Origin of the sequence: Variovorax sp. LjRoot175 (assembly GCF_964253805.1) — a bacterium.
GTDB lineage: Bacteria > Pseudomonadota > Gammaproteobacteria > Burkholderiales > Burkholderiaceae_C > Variovorax.
The window spans coordinates 1,378,217-1,393,504 of the sequence record NZ_CAXURY020000002.1 but is presented as its reverse complement, the minus strand read 5'-3'; the positions used below and the strand labels follow the sequence as shown (position 1 = coordinate 1,393,504).

The following is a 15,288-nucleotide window of genomic DNA, read 5'->3' as shown; positions in this document are numbered from 1 at the left end:
TCCTGGGGGTGTGCGATGCAGCAATCCCTCGCGGCTACGCCGCGAGCGGCTCTTGGACTGGCGCGCCGGAGCGCGGGTACCACTTCTCGAAGGACGCGCGCAGCTCGCCGTTCAAGACCTGGGTCCGTACCTGAAGCAATAGGTGAGCGCCGCGCGGCGTCCAGCGCATCTGCTGCTTCTTCACGAACCGTTTGGCGATCACCTGGTTGACCGCGGATTCGACGAAACCGGTGGAAATGCGCTCCCCGCACCGGTAGCGTTCGCCGTAGTTGACGATGGCACCGGCATTGTTGTCGACGTAGGTCGCGAATTCATCGAGTGCTCGGGCAAGCTTCTTGAGTACGACCGAGCTCGGGAAGCCCGCTCTTCGCTGCCTGTCGCGCGCATCATCGATCTCTTCAAGGAGGTTGTTCAGGGTGTCATCGGCACGGATCACGTTGCCGTGCCACAAGAACCATTTGACGCGCTCAATGCCCGTGAGGAGCACCGCTTTCTCTGCCCCTTGCAGCCCGCGTGTCGTCTGCAGAAGTTGTTCGACTCGCATCGCGATGTGAAACCAATCCAGTATGTGCTCGGACCGCGGATGCACGTATGCGCCAAGCTCGCGCACAGTGTCGCCGCCATCACAAAGGAAGGTAACGTGCTGACGCGGCAAGACGCCTTGCGATTCGAGCACGGCGCGCAGCCGGCGCTTGGGTTTACGGTCTATCCGATGAACAAAGGCGAAGACCTTGGCGGCACCTTCCTCGGGAATGCTCTTGCCCGCGATGACTTCGAAGCATCCGTTGGCGCCGGGCAATCGTTCGCGTCCCCGGATGTAGCCCCCATCCAGCCCCACCGTGATCGGGGCCGCAGGCTCAGGTGACGCTTCGATCTCACGCTGGCAGCCACCGTCGTAGGCGAATTGTTCCGGCCCGAGCTGCGCTTCGAGTCGCTCAGCTGTGGCCAGGACATGCCGGCGAATGGTCTCCTGACGCAGCGCCTGATCGACGGGCAATACATCATGCAACAGCGCCCCGACGGCCGCGAAGGAGCCTTGCGCGGCCCACTTGGCTTCCAGGTACGCCAGTTCCGGCGCCGTGTGCACCGTCAGAAGCTCGCTCAATGGGCAGAACGTGGCCTCTCGGCATTGCTCGCAGAGACAGCGGTTCCAACGGGGACTGCGCAGGCAGATATCGCCAAAGGCGGTGCGAAAACGCAGCGGATGGTAGCCCTTTATCGCCCGCTGTTTGCCGCAGTGCGGGCACGCCCTGTGATCGGTCAAGTAGTGCTCCAGTTGCTCTCGCACAAGCGTTTGCTGCAGCTGCCCCAGTAGGGACTTGGCATCCTCGAGGGCGAGTCCAACATCCTGTACCTGATCACATCGGCGATCAATGGTGTGAATGGGGACGGTGAAGGGTGGTCGCAACGCTGCCCCTTCAATGCAAATCTGGATGATGACCTTCATCTGCACACCTCTCGTGGAATGGCGCAGCCAAAGCGGCAAGCTTGCGATTGACGCCGCGCCGATCGAAACGGTCGGGGTGGTAGCGACGCAGAATGTCCCATTCCTCGTCTTCCACCTCGTCAAGAAGATCCTCAAACTCGCGCGGGGATTCGCCCGCGCCGCCGATCACGGCATACGCCGGTCGCTTGGCCATGAACGCGTGCGGGCCACCGCAATCCTCCGGAGGCGCTGCACGCCCGCCCGCGATGCAGACCGGGTATCCCCTCTTGGGGTCGATGGGCAAGGTCGCCTCGATGCGCAGATCGTGAACCCACTTATCGCCGAAGTCGTACTCGTAGATGAATCGCTCATGGCGCCGCAGCTTCAGTTGGCCGATCAAAGCCTTGTGAGCGTCGGTATCGAAGAACGGGCCCGCCCTCTTGGTGGATTCCATATTCGCGGCCGCGGATCTCAAAGCGGTGCAGGTGCATGTCCTGCCAACCGAAAGCGACCTGGAGGATGTGGTGCAGCTGGGCGATGCTTGTATCGACCCGCACCAAGAGCCGGCGCCAGATCAGCGGACTGATGCCCCTCAGCACTGCGCGCAGCTGCAAGACTCCTTGCCCAGATGACGCCGCGGTTTCCATCTCCGAAGCTTACTTTGCTGCACTGCACACCCCCAGGAATGGGATGCTCTCCAACAACGCCATCATCGGTACTGGGCTGCGGTGATGAACTCGCCGAACGATTCGCACCAGACGATGACCGTGTTGTAGGCCGTCGGATCGGCCGATGCCGGCATCGGCACGATGAAGTTCTCGAAGGTCTTCACGTCGCCTACGCGCAGCATCCTCGCCTTCACCCGCAGGAAGTCGGCCTCGGTCTGGACGAACTCCGGCGCGAGGTAGAGCTTGTAGTCGGGCCCGGGCGCAACCCTGCCTTGCAGTGACACCGCGCTGCGACTCACCGCCACCGTGCCTTCACCCCAGTGCAGGACGTCGCTGTCCATCAGGTCACGCCTGAACCGACCGGTGAACTGCGCTTGGGCGGCCAGTGCAGTGACCTCGGCCGGCGCAGGTGCGGGCGGCGCCGTGAGAATGGGCAAGGCATAGATGCCCACGCCGAAGCCCGCAGCAGCCACGACAGCGTGCGAAACAATCAGGAGGAGAATCTTCTTCATGCGTTGATCGCGCTACTGCAGGGTGCCGGTGGCGCCCACCAGCACAGGTTCAGCGCGATAGCGTTCGGGGAACACGCGCTTCAGGTTGCCGACCTTGGGCAGGTCGTTGATTGCGATGTAGGGTTGCCGCGGGTTGCGCGTCATGTAGTCCTGGTGATACGCCTCCGCCGGGTAGAAAGTCTTCGCCGGCTCGACGGTGGTGGCGATCGACTTGCCGAACACCTTGGCCTTGTCGAGCTGCGCAATGTAGGTCTTGGCCACTCGCGCCTGCTCCGCATTCTCCGGAAAAATCGCCGAGCGGTACTGCGTCCCGCTGTCCGGCCCCTGGCGGTTCAGCTCGGTCGGGTTGTGCGCCACCGAAAAGTAGATCTGCAGCAGTTGTCCAAAGCTGATCTGTCGCGGATCGTAGGTGATGCGAACAGCCTCGGCGTGGCCAGTCCGGCCGGAACCGATTGCCCCGTACTTGGCCGTGGCTGCGTCGCCGCCGGCATAGCCCGACACGGCGCTGGTCACGCCCTTCACGTGCTGGAAGACACCCTGCACGCCCCAGAAGCAGCCGCCCGCGATCACGGCCGTCTCCGATACCGCGCCTGGCACGACGGCCAGATCCTCCACAGCTGCTGGAATGACCACGGCTGCCTCCGCTGCGAGCGAGGGCATGGCATGCCACACCGCCATGCCGCTGAGGAGCGCGAGCGCGGCAAGTGCGAGACGCCGCGGCGAACTGGGGTTCGATGGATTCTTCATATCGGCTTTGCTTCCTTGCGTGCTTCTTCCAGGAGTTGCTGGATCACCTGCTCCGACTTGTCGTATTCGCCTTCGCCGAAGTGATGAAAGCGGATGCGACCCTTGGCGTCGACGAAGTAGTGCGCCGGCCAGTAGCTGTTGCCGAAGGCGCGCCAGATGGTGAAGTTGTTGTCGATCGCCACCGGAAACGCGACCTCGAGCCGGTCCACCGCGCGCTTCACATTGTTGATGTTTTTCTCGAAGGCGAACTCGGGTGAATGCACGCCGACCACGACCAGGCCCTGGTCTTTGTACTTGCGGTGCCAGTCGCGCACGTGAGGCAGCGCATTCAGGCAGTTGATGCACGAGTAGGTCCAGAAGTCGACCAACACCACCTTGCCGCGAAGCGCTTCGGCGGTGAGCGGCGGCGAGTTGAGCCATTCGACGGCACCGGTGAGCGGCGGCATCGCCCCCTCAATCGGAAGCGTTGGGAGCCGAGCGCTGGACGCATTGTCCTGGACGGTCATGAATCCGCCTCGCACGAGCGCCGACCGGCGCAGCGCTGTAGCCGGCGCGCGTTCGGGCGGGCGAAGTCGCTGCAACAGGCTCTTCCCGACCGACGCTCCGACGCTGCCCGACGACCGCTGCGCGAGCAGGCCGGTGTCGGCGCCGAGCGCAACCGCCGTGACGCCGGCCAGAAGGATGAACAGGATCACGATGGATCTCCGTCGGAGCGCTGTGGCGGCTACTTCTTCATCTCGTCCTTCTTCATGGCATCCTTGGCCATCGAGTCCTTCGCCATCCCGTCCTTCTTCATGCCGTCCTTCTTCATGCCATCTTTCGCCATGCTGTCTTTCTTCATGCCGTCCTTGGCCATTGAATCCTTGGCCATGCCGTCCTTGGCCATGCCATCCTTCTTCATCTCGTCCGCGGCGAAGGCCGAGACGGAGCCGGCGGCCATGCAGGCGGCCAACAGTGTTGCGGTGAGCTTGTTCATTTCAGTGTCCTCTAGGGTCAGGTTCTAAATGGCACGGTTCAAGAGAACACGGCCGCGCGTTTCAACAACGCCGAGTCCGCCATGGACTCAGCTGCCGCCGAACCAGTTGTAGCCCTGGTCTTCCCAGTAGCCGCCAGGGTAGGTGTTGGTGACGGAGATCGCCTTGATGTGCTTCGGATTCTTGTAGCCCAGCTTGGTAGGCATGCGCAGCTTCATCGGGAAGCCATACTTGGGCGGAAGCGGCTGGCCGTCGTAGCTCAGCACGAGCAGGGTCTGAGCATGCAGCGCCGTGGGCATGTCGATGCTGGTGAAGTAGTCGTCGGCACACTTGAAGCCGACGTACTTCGCGCTCGTGTCGGCGCCGACCCTGCGCAGGAACTCGGCAAAGGGCACGCCGCCCCACTTGCCGATGGCGCTCCAGCCTTCCACGCAGATGTGCCGCGTGACCTGGTCCTGCTGCGGCATGGCGCGCAGGTCGGCCAGGGCCCAGTTGCGCTTGTCGGCGACTAGGCCGGTGACTTCGAGCCTGTAGCTCGCCTCGTCGACCTCGCGAACCTCGTCCTCGCCGTAGTATGCGTTGAACGGAAACGGCCGCGTGATCATCGAGTCGGGATAGATCGGCGCGAGCTGGTTCGGGTCGAAGATCCAGGCTTGCGCGGCGTCGTTGAAGCGCGAGATGCGCATGAGGGCCGCTTCGACACTGGCGTTGTCGTTGATGCTGCAGCCGCTCAGCAGGGAAAGGCCGCCCAGCGTCAGCGAGCGTTGCAGGAAGGCGCGGCGCGCGGGCGCTTCGACGCGGCGGCCGATCAGCTTTCTCGCTTCGGCAAGCGCTGCCTCGCCGTCGACACCGACCAGGGCCGGACGCTTGAAGACCTTCATTGCTTCTCTCCCCCGTGGGCGCTCAGCATCGTCAGCAAGGTGCGCGGAACCAGTGCGACCATCACCAGATGCACGGCCACGAAGGCGACCATCGCAGCCATCGCGAAGAAGTGGATCCGGCGGGCGAATTCGTAGCCGCCCAGCAGCTCGCGCAAGGACGCGAACTGGACCGATTTCCAGAGCACGAGGCCCGACAGGACCAGCAGCGCGATGTCGAGCATTACAAACACGTAGGCGAAGCGCTGGACGCTGTTGTACCGGCGGGGATCGGCGTGCGAGAGCTTGCCCTTCAGCGCGGCGAGTGCATCGCGCCAGATGCCGGCCGGCGAGAGGGGGAAGAACTTGCGGAACAAGCGCCCGCTCGCCACATTCAGCGCCAGGTAGACGAGGCCATTCGCCGCTAGCAGCCACATCGCCGCGAAGTGCCACTGCAGCGCGCCGGCGAGCCAGCCGCCCAGGGTGATCGACGATGGAAACGAAAAGGGAAACAACGGCGAGGCGTTGTAGATCTGCCAACCGCTGGTGACCAGCACCAGCACGGCCACGGCATTGAGCCAATGCGTGACCCGCATCCATACCGGATGGATCGGAGCATTGGCGCGGTGCATGGCGTCGCGGTTCATGGACGCATTGTTGGGCTCGCCGGGTGGCCGATTCATCACGAAGAGTTCAATTAATCGTGATAACCGCGCCGTCAATATCGCGGGACAATCCGCCGGGATGGAATCTTCTAAACGCGTCCTGATCGTCGAAGACGACGCCCACATCGCAGAGCTGCTGCGCATGCACCTGCTCGACGAGGGCTATGCGGTGGAACACGCCGCTGACGGGCATGCGGGCCTGCGCGAGCTCGAGCGCGGGAGCTGGGACGCACTGATCCTTGACCTCATGCTGCCGGGCGTCGACGGTCTCGAGATCTGCCGCAGGGCGCGCGCGATGACACGCTACACGCCGATCATCATCACCAGCGCGCGCTCCAGCGAGGTCCACCGCATCCTGGGCCTGGAGCTCGGTGCGGACGACTATCTCGCCAAGCCCTTTTCGGTGCTGGAGCTGGTGGCACGGGTGCGGGCGCTGCTGAGGCGCACCGACGCGCTGGCGCGCAATGCCCGCATGGAATCGGGCCGGCTCGATCTCGGCAACCTGCGCATCGACCCGGTCGCACGCGAGGCCGAGGTCGACGGCAAGCCGGTCGATCTGACGCCGCGCGAGTTCGACCTGCTGCACTTCTTCGCGCGCCACCCGGGCAAGGTGTTCTCGCGCCTCGATCTGCTCAATCAGGTGTGGGGCTACCAGCACGACGGCTATGAGCACACCGTCAACACGCACATCAACCGGCTGCGCATGAAGGTCGAGGCCGACCCTGCGCAGCCGCGTCGCATCCTCACCGTGTGGGGACGCGGCTACAAGCTGTCCGCTTCCGAGGCGGAGGAGAGAGACGCATGAGTGTTCGGGCCAGCCTGTCGCAGCGGCTGTCCGTGGTGTTCGCGGTGCTGCTGCTCGCCTGCTGCGGCGCCTCCGCATGGCTGCAGATGGAAGCCAACGTGCGCCACGAACAGGAAGTGACGCAGCGCCTCTCCAGCGGCCTCGCGGCGCACATCGCGAGCAACTCGACTTTGATGGGGCGCGGCGGACTCAACGAAGCCGCGGTGCGCGACCTCTTCGACAAGCTGATGGCGGTCAATCCCAGCGTCGAGGTCTACCTGCTCGCACCGGACGGCCGCATCGAGGCACAGGCAGCTCCGCCGGGACACCTGAAGCGCAATCAGGTGGACATCGCGCCGATCCGGCGCCTGCTGGCCGGCGAGCCGCTGCCCATCCTGGGCGACGACCCGCGCAGCGACGCCGTCCGGAAGGTGTTCAGCGCTGCACCATTGCGCGTCGACGGCCGTGACGCCGGCTATGTCTACGTGGTGCTGTTCGGCGAGGAGCGCGACGCACTGGCCGCCAACGTCGCCGCCAGCAGCGTGCTGCGCACCACGCTGTGGTCGATGGGCCTGGTGGCGCTGCTGGGCCTGCTCGCGGGGTTGGCCGCCTTCCACTTGATCACCCGCCCCCTGCGCGAGCTGACGGCCGCGGTGCGCAGGTTCGAAACGGATGGCGTCGACGCGTTGAAGAGTTCCGTGCCAGCGCCCGGACCGGAGGGCCAAGGCAGCGACGAGATCGCGATGCTCGGCCAGGCTTTTGCGCAGATGACGCAGCGCATCGCCGAGCAGTGGCGCGAGCTGACCCTGCAGGACCAGCAGCGGCGCGAGCTGTTCGCCAACATCTCGCACGACCTGCGCACGCCGCTCACCTCGCTGCACGGCTACCTGGAGACGCTGCTGGTCAAAGCTGATTCGCTGAACACCGCAGACAGCCGCCGCTACCTCGAGATCGCTCTGGCACAGAGCCGCAAGGTCGCGCGGCTGGCTCAAGAGCTGTTCGAACTGGCACGCCTCGAGTACGGCGTCGTCAAGCCCGAGAAGGAGAGCTTCGCGCTGGCCGACCTCGTGCAGGACGTGTTCCAGAAGTTCGAGCTGGCGGCGGAGGCGCGGCGCCAGCGTCTGGTGCCGGACATCGCGCCGGGACTGCCGGTGGTGACCGCCGATCTGGGAATGATCGAGCGCGTGCTGACCAACCTGCTGGACAACGCGATCCGGCACACGCCGGAAGGAGGCGAAATCGTGGTCCAGTTGCGGCAGCAGAAAGAGGGTGTGCAGGTCGAGATCAGCGACACCGGCCCGGGCATTCCCAGCGAGCTGAGCAAGGTGCTCTTCACGCGCCCCGCATTCTCTTCGGGCGGAGACCGCGGCGGTGGCCTCGGGCTCGTGATCGTGCAACGCATCCTGCAGTTGCATGGCAGTGACATCCGGCTGCTTCCGCGTCCCGACAAGGGCGCGGTGTTTTCCTTCCGTCTAACCTAGGAGAAGGCGGCGGCGAAGCGCACGAAAGCCTGCGGCCCAATTCCATTGGTGCAACTGGCAATCACGCCGCTCAGGATCTGTGGGGCCACGCGCCAAGCAAGGCAGCACTACACGAGCGGGCGCTCCGGAGCGGACGTCTCTTCGCTGGCCTCTGGCTGCGACGCCGTCACAACCGGCGCCGGCGAGCCTATCGCGCCACCCACCATGTGCTCGGCCAGCGATTCATAGAGGGGCCGGCTGATCATCCGCGAGACCAGGCTGGCCAGCATGGCTGAAGCCATCAGGCTCAAAACCATCGAATGGCCATCGACCATCTCCATCACGATGATGAAAGCGGTGAGCGGCGCCTGCGTCACGGCGGCGAGAAATCCGGCCATGCCCATGGCGATCAATGCAGGTCCGAGCCCGGGGCCGGCAAGCTGGGAGATCCCGTTGCCGATCCCGGCTCCGATCGACAACGCGGGCGCGAAGATGCCGCCCGGCACGCCACACCAGGCGGTGAGCCAGGTTGCGATGAACTTGAGCAGCGTATAGAGCGGCGAGAGTTCGTCGTGCCCGGCCAGCATCCGTTTCACGGCTTCGGACCCGGCGCCGAAAGTGACACCACCGGTCACCAGGCCGATCACCGCCACCGTGAGGCCGCCAACCGCAGCGAAGCGCACCGGCCAGCGCGCGCGGACGCGATTCAGCCGCTCGGGCGCGCCGGTGAGCGAAGCGATCAGCAGCCGCGCGAACAAGCCGCCTGCCACTCCCGTCGCCATCGCCACCAGCAGGCCCGGCCCCAGTGCGTCCCAGCTGATGTGGGGAACCCTGATGACGCCGAAGTAGCTGAGGTTGCCGAAGGCCGACACTGCAACCAGGCCGGCCAGCACAATCGCCGTGATGATGAGGCCGCTCGCGCGCGCCTCGAGCCGGCCCGACAACTCCTCGATCGCGAACACGATGCCCGCGAGCGGTGCATTGAAAGCGGCGGCGATGCCGGCCGCACCGCCTGCGACCAGCAGGGCGCGCGCGTCGATCGACGTACCGGGCGAGAGCCAGCGCCTTGCATGTTGCATCACGCCGGCCGCGACCTGCACTGAAGGGCCTTCGCGGCCGATCGACAGGCCCGCGGAGAGCCCTGCCACCGCGAGCCCGATCTTCGCGACCGTCAGTCGCAGCGACACCAGCAGGTTGCGTCGTTCAGGCGGCAGCGCCGGATGCAGCGCGGCCTTGACCTGGGGGATGCCCGAGCCGGCAGCGCCCGGGAACCAGCGTCTCGTTGTCCAGACGATCGCCGCCGTGGCGAGCGGCGTCCAGAGCAGGATTGCCCAGGGTTGGGAGCGGTGCAGGCTGTGGAATAGCCCGAAGACCCAGTCGCTCGCGATCGTGAACGCCACCACGAACAGGCCCGCGGCCACCGCGTAGCCAAGAACGATAGCGCGGTCGAGCCAGACGCGGCCGCTGGAGAGCTCGGCGCGCAGGTTCTGCAGGAAATCGGGTTCGCGGTTCATCGACGTTCTTCTACACGATCGCGTGAAATCAAGCTTGATGATCGTCCCGCTGGGATTGACCGTCGCTGCGTTCGCGCGACCGATCGGGCAGATAGGCGAATCCGATTGCAAGGTCGAAGAGGCCGCTCTCGAGCGGAACATCGATCTCGCTCGCTCCAAAGGTCAGCTGCTCGGGCGACGGCAACTTGCCGAAGTGTTGAGCGCGCTGCAGGCCCGCTGCCAGACCCTCGCTCCGCCGCAGACCCGCGCGGACCGCGTCGAGAAGCTGGAGCAGGAGATCCGTGACCTGCGGCTCGAACTCGATCGCGCAGAGGAGTTGCTGCGCAAGCTGAAGGCGCAGGGGCCGTGACGGCTCGCTTCGCCGTCGGGCAGAACTCCGCCAGACCGAGCCGCTGGTTTCTCAACGTCGTTAAACTGCCCATGGGTGTCCGCATCGGGGTGGTCGGACAGGTTCAGCGCTGGTCGGGCCGCCGCGCGGCCGTTCTACGCCTGAGAACCGATGCCTCAACACACGATTGAGTTGATTGCCGCCGGCCTCTTTGCAGTCGCGCTCATCCACACCTTCGCAGCCAAGCAGTTCGAGAAGCTGTCGCATAGCTTCCCCCGCCATGCAGGCGTTTTCCATCTCTTGGGCGAGGTGGAGGTTGTCTTTGGCTTCTGGGCTACCGTCCTGGTGCTGGCCATTGCCGTCATCAGTGGCGGCGACCAGGCATTGGCGTATGCCGAATCGCGACAGTACACGGAGCCCTTGTTCGTCTTCGTGGTGATGGTGGTTGCTGCCTCTCGGCCGATCCTGCAGGCTGTGGTGAGCGCCGTAGACCTCGCCGCTCGCCGTCTGCCGGTGCGCACATCAGTGGCCACAGCCTGGCTCGGGCTGGCCGCCGTCCCTCTGCTGGGGTCCGCTATCACGGAGCCGGCGGCCATGACCATTGCAGCGCTGATGCTCGCCCCGCAGGTTTTCAGGCCCGACGTCCCCGAGCACGTCAAGTACCTTGCCTTGGGGGTGCTGTTCGTGAACGTATCGATCGGCGGCACGCTAACGTCCTTCGCAGCGCCGCCGGTGCTGATGGTCGCTTCGACATGGGGTTGGGACTCCTCCTTCATGCTGGTCACCTTCGGCTGGAAGGCGGCCATTGCCGTTGTTGTGAACGCGAGCGTCGCGACGGTGGCGCTTCGCCGCCACCTTGATGCCAAACTGGCGCCGCCCAATCAATCCAAGCAGGAAGCGATTCCGATGGCAGTGGTTGCCGTACACCTGGGTTTTCTTGTCGCTGTCGTGGCGCTGGCTCACCATCCAGTCGCATTCCTGGGACTGTTTCTGTTGTTCCTCGGCTTTACCCAAGCCTACGAGCGTCACCAGAATCCGCTCATCATCAAGGAAGCGCTTTTGGTGGCTTTTTTCCTCGCAGGTCTGGTGGTGCTCGGCGGAATGCAGCAGTGGTGGCTTCAGCCTCTCGTGTCGAGCATGTCGCCCCAGGTGCTCTTCTTCGGAGCGACCGCTCTCACCGCGGTGACCGACAACGCGGCATTGACGTACCTTGGCTCTCTCATCACGGGAATCTCCGAGGAGGCGAAGTACAGCCTGGTGGCTGGCGCGGTAGCCGGAGGCGGATTGACCATGATTGCGAATGCGCCAAACCCCGCCGGGGTGGCGCTCCTGAAGCGAGGGTTTTCCGACGAGACGATTGGCGCGGGTGGGCTATTTCTGGGAGCTTTGCTTCCGACGCTGGTCGCAGTGGCTGCGCTTATCCTCCTGTGATCCGGCAGAACTGGCATGGCTATCTTGTCGAATCATTGCCGCAGTCGCTCAGGGCGGAGCATGTCGCAACTCCTCATGGCTGCAGTTCTCACGCTGGCGGCCGCGGGCTCGGCGCATCCGCAGTCGCGCAAGGAAGTGCGAGACGGTTGGCAGCTGTCGTCGCCGAGCGAGCAGGGACTCGACGTTGAGCATCTGAACGAGCTGGTGCGTGGGCTCGAATCGAAAGAAAAAGCTATCAGGAGCGTGGTCATCGTGCGTCACGGTCGGCTTGCCTTTGAATACTACCGAGCCGGCCTGGGACCCTCGAGCTTGCATGACATGCGCTCCGGGACCACGAGCGTGGTGTCAATGCTGGTGGGCGTCGCACTTCAGAAGGGGTTCATCAGAAGCGTCGACCAGCCCATTGCTGACTTTCTGCCGGAAGCGCTCGACGAAGGCGTCGACGTCAGGGTGCGGACGATGACCCTTGCGCACATTCTGACCATGACAGCCGGGTTCGACCCTGCGATCAAGCAAGTCGGCAAGTGGGCGTTTCCTGTGGATTTCGCTCTTCAACGACCTTTGGTCAGCGACCCCGGTACCACGTTCAGCTTCAACGCGGGCACGGCTCATTTGGCGGCAAGGGTGTTGGTCAGCGCAACGAGGACGAGCGTTTCGCATTTCGCGCGGAAGGAACTCTTCGGACCGCTTCGGATCCAGCGCTACTTGTGGCGAATCGATCGGCCAGGCGGCGGCGAACTCGGCTACAGCGGTCTGGAGCTCACTGCGCGCGATATGGCGAAGCTCGGCCAGTTGCAACTGCAGATGGGTTCTTGGAAGGGCGCGACACTGATGGCGCCTGATTATGCCGAGGCAGCTACCCGCAAACAGTCCAACGGGGGGCCGCCGATCAACTGGGGTTACGGCTATGCATGGTGGGTCGCGCCTACGCTCAGCCTCCCGGCGCCGTACATGGCGGGAGCAGACGACGGCCAGCGGATCTACGTGAATCCGGGCATGAGACTGGTAGTCGTCGTGACGTCAGATTCGACGGAGCAGCGTGGAAAGAGCCAAGGTCAAGCCGATGACGTCATCACCGACATTGTTCTTCGTGCGGTCAAACGGTGAGCGCCCGTTCAGGTCCGATGCTTCTCGAATGGAGCTTTGCTTCTAGCCCCCCAGGCGAAGGGGTTAGGGCTCATTCTTGGTGGCGAGGCTATGGGCGACAGTGATGCCAAACTGCTGCCGCAGTTCGTACAGCGGAGTATGGAGGTATTGTTGATGATCTGTCCAGGGCCAACGTGCACGCTGAGAAAGGCAGCGCCGGATCGTGCGAGGGACGACGATCACTGAGTGCGCGATCGACCTCAGGACGTCAGCAATGCGAAGTTACCGGTAAATGTCCAGTGATTCGTGCAGCCGGTATCCTTTCAAGACCTTGAGCCCCGCAGTTGTTCCGAAAATGCTGGCCATCTTGACTACCGCTTCATCGTTCAGAGTTGTTCCGCATCCAAAGACAACATGAACTGCGTCATGGCATCGGAAAAAGTGCTTCGCCTCCGCTGTCATGTTCCGATCCTTCGCCAAGCCTGGATTGGCGGTAAAGTATTCCTCGATACCTTGCGCCAGCGTTTGCCCAGAGTCTTGGTCCTCAAACGCGTGCATGGGAGAGTGACCGGTTGTGGCGGCAGCCCCAGAATCGAGAGGGCGTGACATCCGAGCTCACCCGACTAGCGACTAGCAGCCCCAGGGCGCACTCGTCTACGTCATGTGGCTCCCTGGAGAATTCCGTCAGTTCCCGCCTTTGCTTCGCGAACATCGAGTTCATTCTCGATATCGATTCGAGCGTGCGGGACGAGGGCTCAAGGGCTTTCAGCATGTCCAGCGCCTTCGAAGGGCTCGCCATTTCCCGAAGTGCATCGAGCTTGTCGGAAAGGGGCTTGGTCATCTCCAACCACTTGCGGGGCGCGTTCGTCTGCTCCATGACCGTCTTGTTCTCCTCGGTCGCAATGGTAGCCAGCTAAAGCGTTTACCTACAGCACGCCTACGAAAAGATCAGCACTCAGGTCGAAGATCGGCGATTGCTACCAGTTGATCCGCATCCCGACCTTGCCATCGACAGCATGGCGGTCGCTCGCGCCGCGCATGTAGCCGACCTGCGCGTATGCCGTGGCGCGGCGCGTGAGCTGCGCGCTGAAGCCCGCGGCCATCTCTACCCACGTGCCGCCCAGGTCCCAGCCCAACTAAGGGCAGGAAGCCTGTGGCCGACGAGAACTCCGTCTTGTTGTCGCCCATGAACTCGTGCCACAGGTTGGCGCGCAGCCAGTGGTCATGGACCGCAGCTTGTCGCTTTCGTCCAGCGCCCAGGTCCTGGCGAAGCGGCACCCATCTGACCGGCCAGCGACTCGGAGGTCCGGAAGCGCACCAGCGCCGCGATATCGGCCGACTCGTCGGGGTTGATGCGCTGGTATGTTAGCTGCGCCTGCGGCAGGGCGATCCAGCCGCCGCCGATCTGTATCGGATAAGCGACGCCGCCCATCCACGCCCGGGAGCTTTTTGCACCGATCCGCGCGGCCCGAGGGGGACCCGCGCGACGCCGAGGTGCACTATGCCGTGCAGGAAAAATGCACGCTGGCCGACGTCGACCGGGCCCGCAAGGCGACCAGGCAGCTGGAGGGCGAATGGGCTCGCGAGCAGCAGAGCCGCCGGCGCGGCGCGGAAGCCGCGGCCCAGCTGCTCGACGCCAAGCGCCAGGCGCTACGCGATGCGCAAGAGACTGCCCAGCAGACGAACGCGGATTGCGCGATCAGCTCGCAAGCGCGCGCGCCCAGCAGCACCGCGCAGAGCGGGGCGCTTGCGATGCCCCAGGCGGGCAGCGAGGCGGTGCGGGCGAACGATGACGAGCACGCCGAGCAGGACCGCGAGGGCGGCGACCAGGCGCCGGACCTCCCCGTTCCCAGCCCACGGATATGGTCTACGCCTGCACTGATGGGCAAACCAACACCACGGCCATGATAGACGGCGCCGCCTGGGCCGCACAGCGGCTGGATGTGCCGCTGGAGTTCCTGCATGTGCTGGAGCGCCAGCCGGAACGAGCGGCAATGGCCGACTACAGCGGGGCCATCGGCCTGGGCGCGCAGGACTCGCTCCTGCAGGAACTGAGCGAGCTCGACGAGCAACGCAGCAAGCTCGCGCCGGAAGTGGAGCGCCGCCTGCTGGCCGCCGCCCGCGAGCGCGCGGCTGGTGCCGGTCTGACTCGGCTTGACGGCCGGATGCGACATGGCGATCTGGCCACGACCGCGTTGGAGTTGGAGCCTGACGCACGGCTGTTCATCCTGGGCGAGCACCATCGCATCAGCAAATCCGCCAGGATCTATCTCGACCATCATGTGGAGCAACTGGTCCGCTCGGTACAACGGCCGATGCTGGTTGTGCCCGGCCACAGCTTTGCAGCGCCGCAACGTGTCGTGCTTGCCTTTGATGGCAGCCCGACCGCGCGCAAGACGGTCGCGCGGGTGACCGCCAGCCAGTCCGCTGCTCACCGGATTGCCGACGCTGGTGGCCATGGCGGGGGGCCGACCTTTCTGCGGCACGAAGGCACCTTGACCAAGCACAGCAACTGCTCGCAGCGAGTGGATTCAACGTCACTACCGAACTGCTGGATGGCGAACCAGAGGCGGTTTTGCCCGTGCTGGTCAACGCGCAAGGAAACGCTATTGGTGGTGGGTGCCTACGGCCATTCGCGAATCCGCCAGTTCATCGTCGGCAGCACGACGACGACGCTGCTGCGCGCGAGTGAAGTGCCGGTGCTGATACTGCGCTGATCCCGATCAGGCGCCGGCCCCGACGGTTGCAGAGACAGCAGCGAATGCCTCGCGCAGCTCACTCGCGACGATCGACGCGCGAACTCGGCGGGGCAGACTGTACGCCTGGGCTTGCAGGT

At 64.5% G+C, this 15,288-nt stretch carries 20 protein-coding genes and 1 pseudogene; 7 read left to right on the top strand and 14 right to left on the bottom strand.

The window, feature by feature from the left end; genetic code table 11:
- Positions 1-34 precede the first annotated feature (34 nt).
- The 9 genes and pseudogenes from ACSQ89_RS37080 to ACSQ89_RS37040 form a co-directional block, all read right to left on the bottom strand.
- Positions 35-1,447 (bottom strand): ISKra4 family transposase, encoded by a 1,413-nt coding sequence (locus ACSQ89_RS37080; protein ID WP_436297123.1) that lies wholly within the window; start codon positions 1,445-1,447, stop codon positions 35-37.
- Positions 1,419-1,880 carry a plasmid pRiA4b ORF-3 family protein gene (locus ACSQ89_RS37075; RefSeq protein WP_436297122.1) on the bottom strand — a complete coding sequence of 154 codons (462 nt, stop codon included), beginning with the start codon at positions 1,878-1,880 and terminating at the stop codon, positions 1,419-1,421. Before ACSQ89_RS37075 ends, ACSQ89_RS37080 begins: the two co-directional genes overlap by 29 nt.
- On the bottom strand, positions 1,795-2,073 hold the full coding sequence (locus ACSQ89_RS37070) for a plasmid pRiA4b ORF-3 family protein (protein WP_436297121.1): 279 nt from the start codon (positions 2,071-2,073) through the stop codon (positions 1,795-1,797). The genes ACSQ89_RS37075 and ACSQ89_RS37070 overlap by 86 nt, the downstream gene beginning before the upstream one ends.
- Positions 2,074-2,135: 62 nt before the next feature.
- Positions 2,136-2,606, bottom strand: a complete 471-nt coding sequence (locus ACSQ89_RS37065; protein WP_436297120.1) for a DM13 domain-containing protein — start codon at positions 2,604-2,606, stop codon at positions 2,136-2,138.
- Positions 2,607-2,618: 12 nt separating this feature from the next.
- Positions 2,619-3,353 carry a peptide-methionine (S)-S-oxide reductase MsrA gene (msrA, locus tag ACSQ89_RS37060; protein ID WP_436297119.1) on the bottom strand — a complete coding sequence of 245 codons (735 nt, stop codon included), beginning with the start codon at positions 3,351-3,353 and terminating at the stop codon, positions 2,619-2,621.
- A 20-nt stretch (positions 3,354-3,373) separates the two neighbouring features.
- Positions 3,374-3,817: pseudogene (locus ACSQ89_RS37055) on the bottom strand (thioredoxin family protein); the annotation flags it as partial.
- 260 nt (positions 3,818-4,077) lie between these two features.
- A complete protein-coding gene (locus ACSQ89_RS37050) occupies positions 4,078-4,329 on the bottom strand; it encodes a pentapeptide MXKDX repeat protein (RefSeq protein ID WP_436297118.1) in 252 nt (83 codons plus the stop codon).
- Between the two features lie 87 nt (positions 4,330-4,416).
- The gene (locus ACSQ89_RS37045) at positions 4,417-5,208 is read right to left on the bottom strand and encodes a molybdopterin-binding protein (protein WP_436297117.1); all 792 of its coding nucleotides are present in this window, start codon (positions 5,206-5,208) and stop codon (positions 4,417-4,419) included.
- Positions 5,205-5,831, bottom strand: a complete 627-nt coding sequence (locus ACSQ89_RS37040; protein WP_436297116.1) for a cytochrome b/b6 domain-containing protein — start codon at positions 5,829-5,831, stop codon at positions 5,205-5,207. Before ACSQ89_RS37040 ends, ACSQ89_RS37045 begins: the two co-directional genes overlap by 4 nt.
- A 97-nt stretch (positions 5,832-5,928) precedes the next feature.
- Here ACSQ89_RS37040 and ACSQ89_RS37035 point away from each other — a divergent pair, with 97 nt between their 5' ends.
- Entirely contained in the window at positions 5,929-6,654 is a 726-nt protein-coding gene (locus ACSQ89_RS37035) for a response regulator transcription factor (protein WP_436297115.1), read from the top strand.
- Positions 6,651-8,114 carry a HAMP domain-containing sensor histidine kinase gene (locus ACSQ89_RS37030; protein ID WP_436297114.1) on the top strand — a complete coding sequence of 488 codons (1,464 nt, stop codon included), beginning with the start codon at positions 6,651-6,653 and terminating at the stop codon, positions 8,112-8,114. Before ACSQ89_RS37035 ends, ACSQ89_RS37030 begins: the two co-directional genes overlap by 4 nt.
- Positions 8,115-8,221: 107 nt before the next feature.
- Here the strand turns inward: ACSQ89_RS37030 and ACSQ89_RS37025 are convergent, their stop codons facing one another.
- A complete protein-coding gene (locus ACSQ89_RS37025) occupies positions 8,222-9,607 on the bottom strand; it encodes a chloride channel protein (RefSeq protein WP_436297113.1) in 1,386 nt (461 codons plus the stop codon).
- Between the two features lie 37 nt (positions 9,608-9,644).
- Between ACSQ89_RS37025 and ACSQ89_RS37020 the strand changes: the two genes are divergently transcribed.
- The 3 genes from ACSQ89_RS37020 (at position 9,645) to ACSQ89_RS37010 (ending at position 12,473) form a co-directional block, all read left to right on the top strand.
- Positions 9,645-9,956: a DUF1090 family protein gene (locus ACSQ89_RS37020; protein ID WP_436297112.1), complete on the top strand. Its 312-nt coding sequence runs from the start codon at positions 9,645-9,647 to the stop codon at positions 9,954-9,956.
- A gap of 150 nt (positions 9,957-10,106) precedes the next feature.
- On the top strand, positions 10,107-11,366 hold the full coding sequence (locus ACSQ89_RS37015) for a putative Na+/H+ antiporter (RefSeq protein WP_436297111.1): 1,260 nt from the start codon (positions 10,107-10,109) through the stop codon (positions 11,364-11,366).
- A gap of 60 nt (positions 11,367-11,426) precedes the next feature.
- Positions 11,427-12,473, top strand: a complete 1,047-nt coding sequence (locus ACSQ89_RS37010) for a serine hydrolase (RefSeq protein WP_436297110.1) — start codon at positions 11,427-11,429, stop codon at positions 12,471-12,473.
- A gap of 261 nt (positions 12,474-12,734) precedes the next feature.
- Here the strand turns inward: ACSQ89_RS37010 and ACSQ89_RS37005 are convergent, their stop codons facing one another.
- The 4 genes from ACSQ89_RS37005 to ACSQ89_RS36990 all read right to left on the bottom strand — a co-directional run bounded on the left by ACSQ89_RS37005 (position 12,735) and on the right by ACSQ89_RS36990 (position 13,884).
- Positions 12,735-13,010 (bottom strand): hypothetical protein, encoded by a 276-nt coding sequence (locus ACSQ89_RS37005; protein ID WP_436297109.1) that lies wholly within the window; start codon positions 13,008-13,010, stop codon positions 12,735-12,737.
- Complete coding sequence (locus ACSQ89_RS37000) at positions 12,997-13,329, bottom strand: hypothetical protein (RefSeq protein ID WP_436297108.1); 333 nt, start codon at positions 13,327-13,329, stop codon at positions 12,997-12,999. The genes ACSQ89_RS37005 and ACSQ89_RS37000 overlap by 14 nt, the downstream gene beginning before the upstream one ends.
- 100 nt (positions 13,330-13,429) lie before the next feature.
- Entirely contained in the window at positions 13,430-13,588 is a 159-nt protein-coding gene (locus ACSQ89_RS36995) for an autotransporter outer membrane beta-barrel domain-containing protein (protein WP_436297107.1), read from the bottom strand.
- 86 nt (positions 13,589-13,674) lie between these two features.
- A complete protein-coding gene (locus ACSQ89_RS36990) occupies positions 13,675-13,884 on the bottom strand; it encodes a hypothetical protein (RefSeq protein WP_436297106.1) in 210 nt (69 codons plus the stop codon).
- Between the two features lie 17 nt (positions 13,885-13,901).
- On the opposite strand from ACSQ89_RS36990, the gene ACSQ89_RS36985 reads away from it, so the two are divergent.
- Positions 13,902-14,360 (top strand): hypothetical protein, encoded by a 459-nt coding sequence (locus ACSQ89_RS36985; RefSeq protein WP_436297105.1) that lies wholly within the window; start codon positions 13,902-13,904, stop codon positions 14,358-14,360.
- On the top strand, positions 14,357-15,169 hold the full coding sequence (locus ACSQ89_RS36980; protein WP_436297104.1) for a universal stress protein: 813 nt from the start codon (positions 14,357-14,359) through the stop codon (positions 15,167-15,169). Before ACSQ89_RS36985 ends, ACSQ89_RS36980 begins: the two co-directional genes overlap by 4 nt.
- Positions 15,170-15,288: the final 119 nt, after the last annotated feature.

Bases quoted from the DNA above. Each gene is read 5' to 3' on its own strand.
- ACSQ89_RS37080 (WP_436297123.1), bottom strand. From the start codon at position 1,447: ATGAAGGTCATCATCCAGATTTGCATTGAAGGGGCAGCGTTGCGACCA.
- ACSQ89_RS37075 (WP_436297122.1), bottom strand. From the start codon at position 1,880: ATGGAATCCACCAAGAGGGCGGGCCCGTTCTTCGATACCGACGCTCAC.
- ACSQ89_RS37070 (WP_436297121.1), bottom strand. From the start codon at position 2,073: ATGGAAACCGCGGCGTCATCTGGGCAAGGAGTCTTGCAGCTGCGCGCA.
- ACSQ89_RS37065 (WP_436297120.1), bottom strand. From the start codon at position 2,606: ATGAAGAAGATTCTCCTCCTGATTGTTTCGCACGCTGTCGTGGCTGCT.
- msrA (WP_436297119.1), bottom strand. From the start codon at position 3,353: ATGAAGAATCCATCGAACCCCAGTTCGCCGCGGCGTCTCGCACTTGCC.
- ACSQ89_RS37050 (WP_436297118.1), bottom strand. From the start codon at position 4,329: ATGAACAAGCTCACCGCAACACTGTTGGCCGCCTGCATGGCCGCCGGC.
- ACSQ89_RS37045 (WP_436297117.1), bottom strand. From the start codon at position 5,208: ATGAAGGTCTTCAAGCGTCCGGCCCTGGTCGGTGTCGACGGCGAGGCA.
- ACSQ89_RS37040 (WP_436297116.1), bottom strand. From the start codon at position 5,831: ATGAACCGCGACGCCATGCACCGCGCCAATGCTCCGATCCATCCGGTA.
- ACSQ89_RS37035 (WP_436297115.1), top strand. From the start codon at position 5,929: ATGGAATCTTCTAAACGCGTCCTGATCGTCGAAGACGACGCCCACATC.
- ACSQ89_RS37030 (WP_436297114.1), top strand. From the start codon at position 6,651: ATGAGTGTTCGGGCCAGCCTGTCGCAGCGGCTGTCCGTGGTGTTCGCG.
- ACSQ89_RS37025 (WP_436297113.1), bottom strand. From the start codon at position 9,607: ATGAACCGCGAACCCGATTTCCTGCAGAACCTGCGCGCCGAGCTCTCC.
- ACSQ89_RS37020 (WP_436297112.1), top strand. From the start codon at position 9,645: ATGATCGTCCCGCTGGGATTGACCGTCGCTGCGTTCGCGCGACCGATC.
- ACSQ89_RS37015 (WP_436297111.1), top strand. From the start codon at position 10,107: ATGCCTCAACACACGATTGAGTTGATTGCCGCCGGCCTCTTTGCAGTC.
- ACSQ89_RS37010 (WP_436297110.1), top strand. From the start codon at position 11,427: ATGTCGCAACTCCTCATGGCTGCAGTTCTCACGCTGGCGGCCGCGGGC.
- ACSQ89_RS37005 (WP_436297109.1), bottom strand. From the start codon at position 13,010: ATGCACGCGTTTGAGGACCAAGACTCTGGGCAAACGCTGGCGCAAGGT.
- ACSQ89_RS37000 (WP_436297108.1), bottom strand. From the start codon at position 13,329: ATGGAGCAGACGAACGCGCCCCGCAAGTGGTTGGAGATGACCAAGCCC.
- ACSQ89_RS36990 (WP_436297106.1), bottom strand. From the start codon at position 13,884: ATGGGCGGCGTCGCTTATCCGATACAGATCGGCGGCGGCTGGATCGCC.
- ACSQ89_RS36980 (WP_436297104.1), top strand. From the start codon at position 14,357: ATGATAGACGGCGCCGCCTGGGCCGCACAGCGGCTGGATGTGCCGCTG.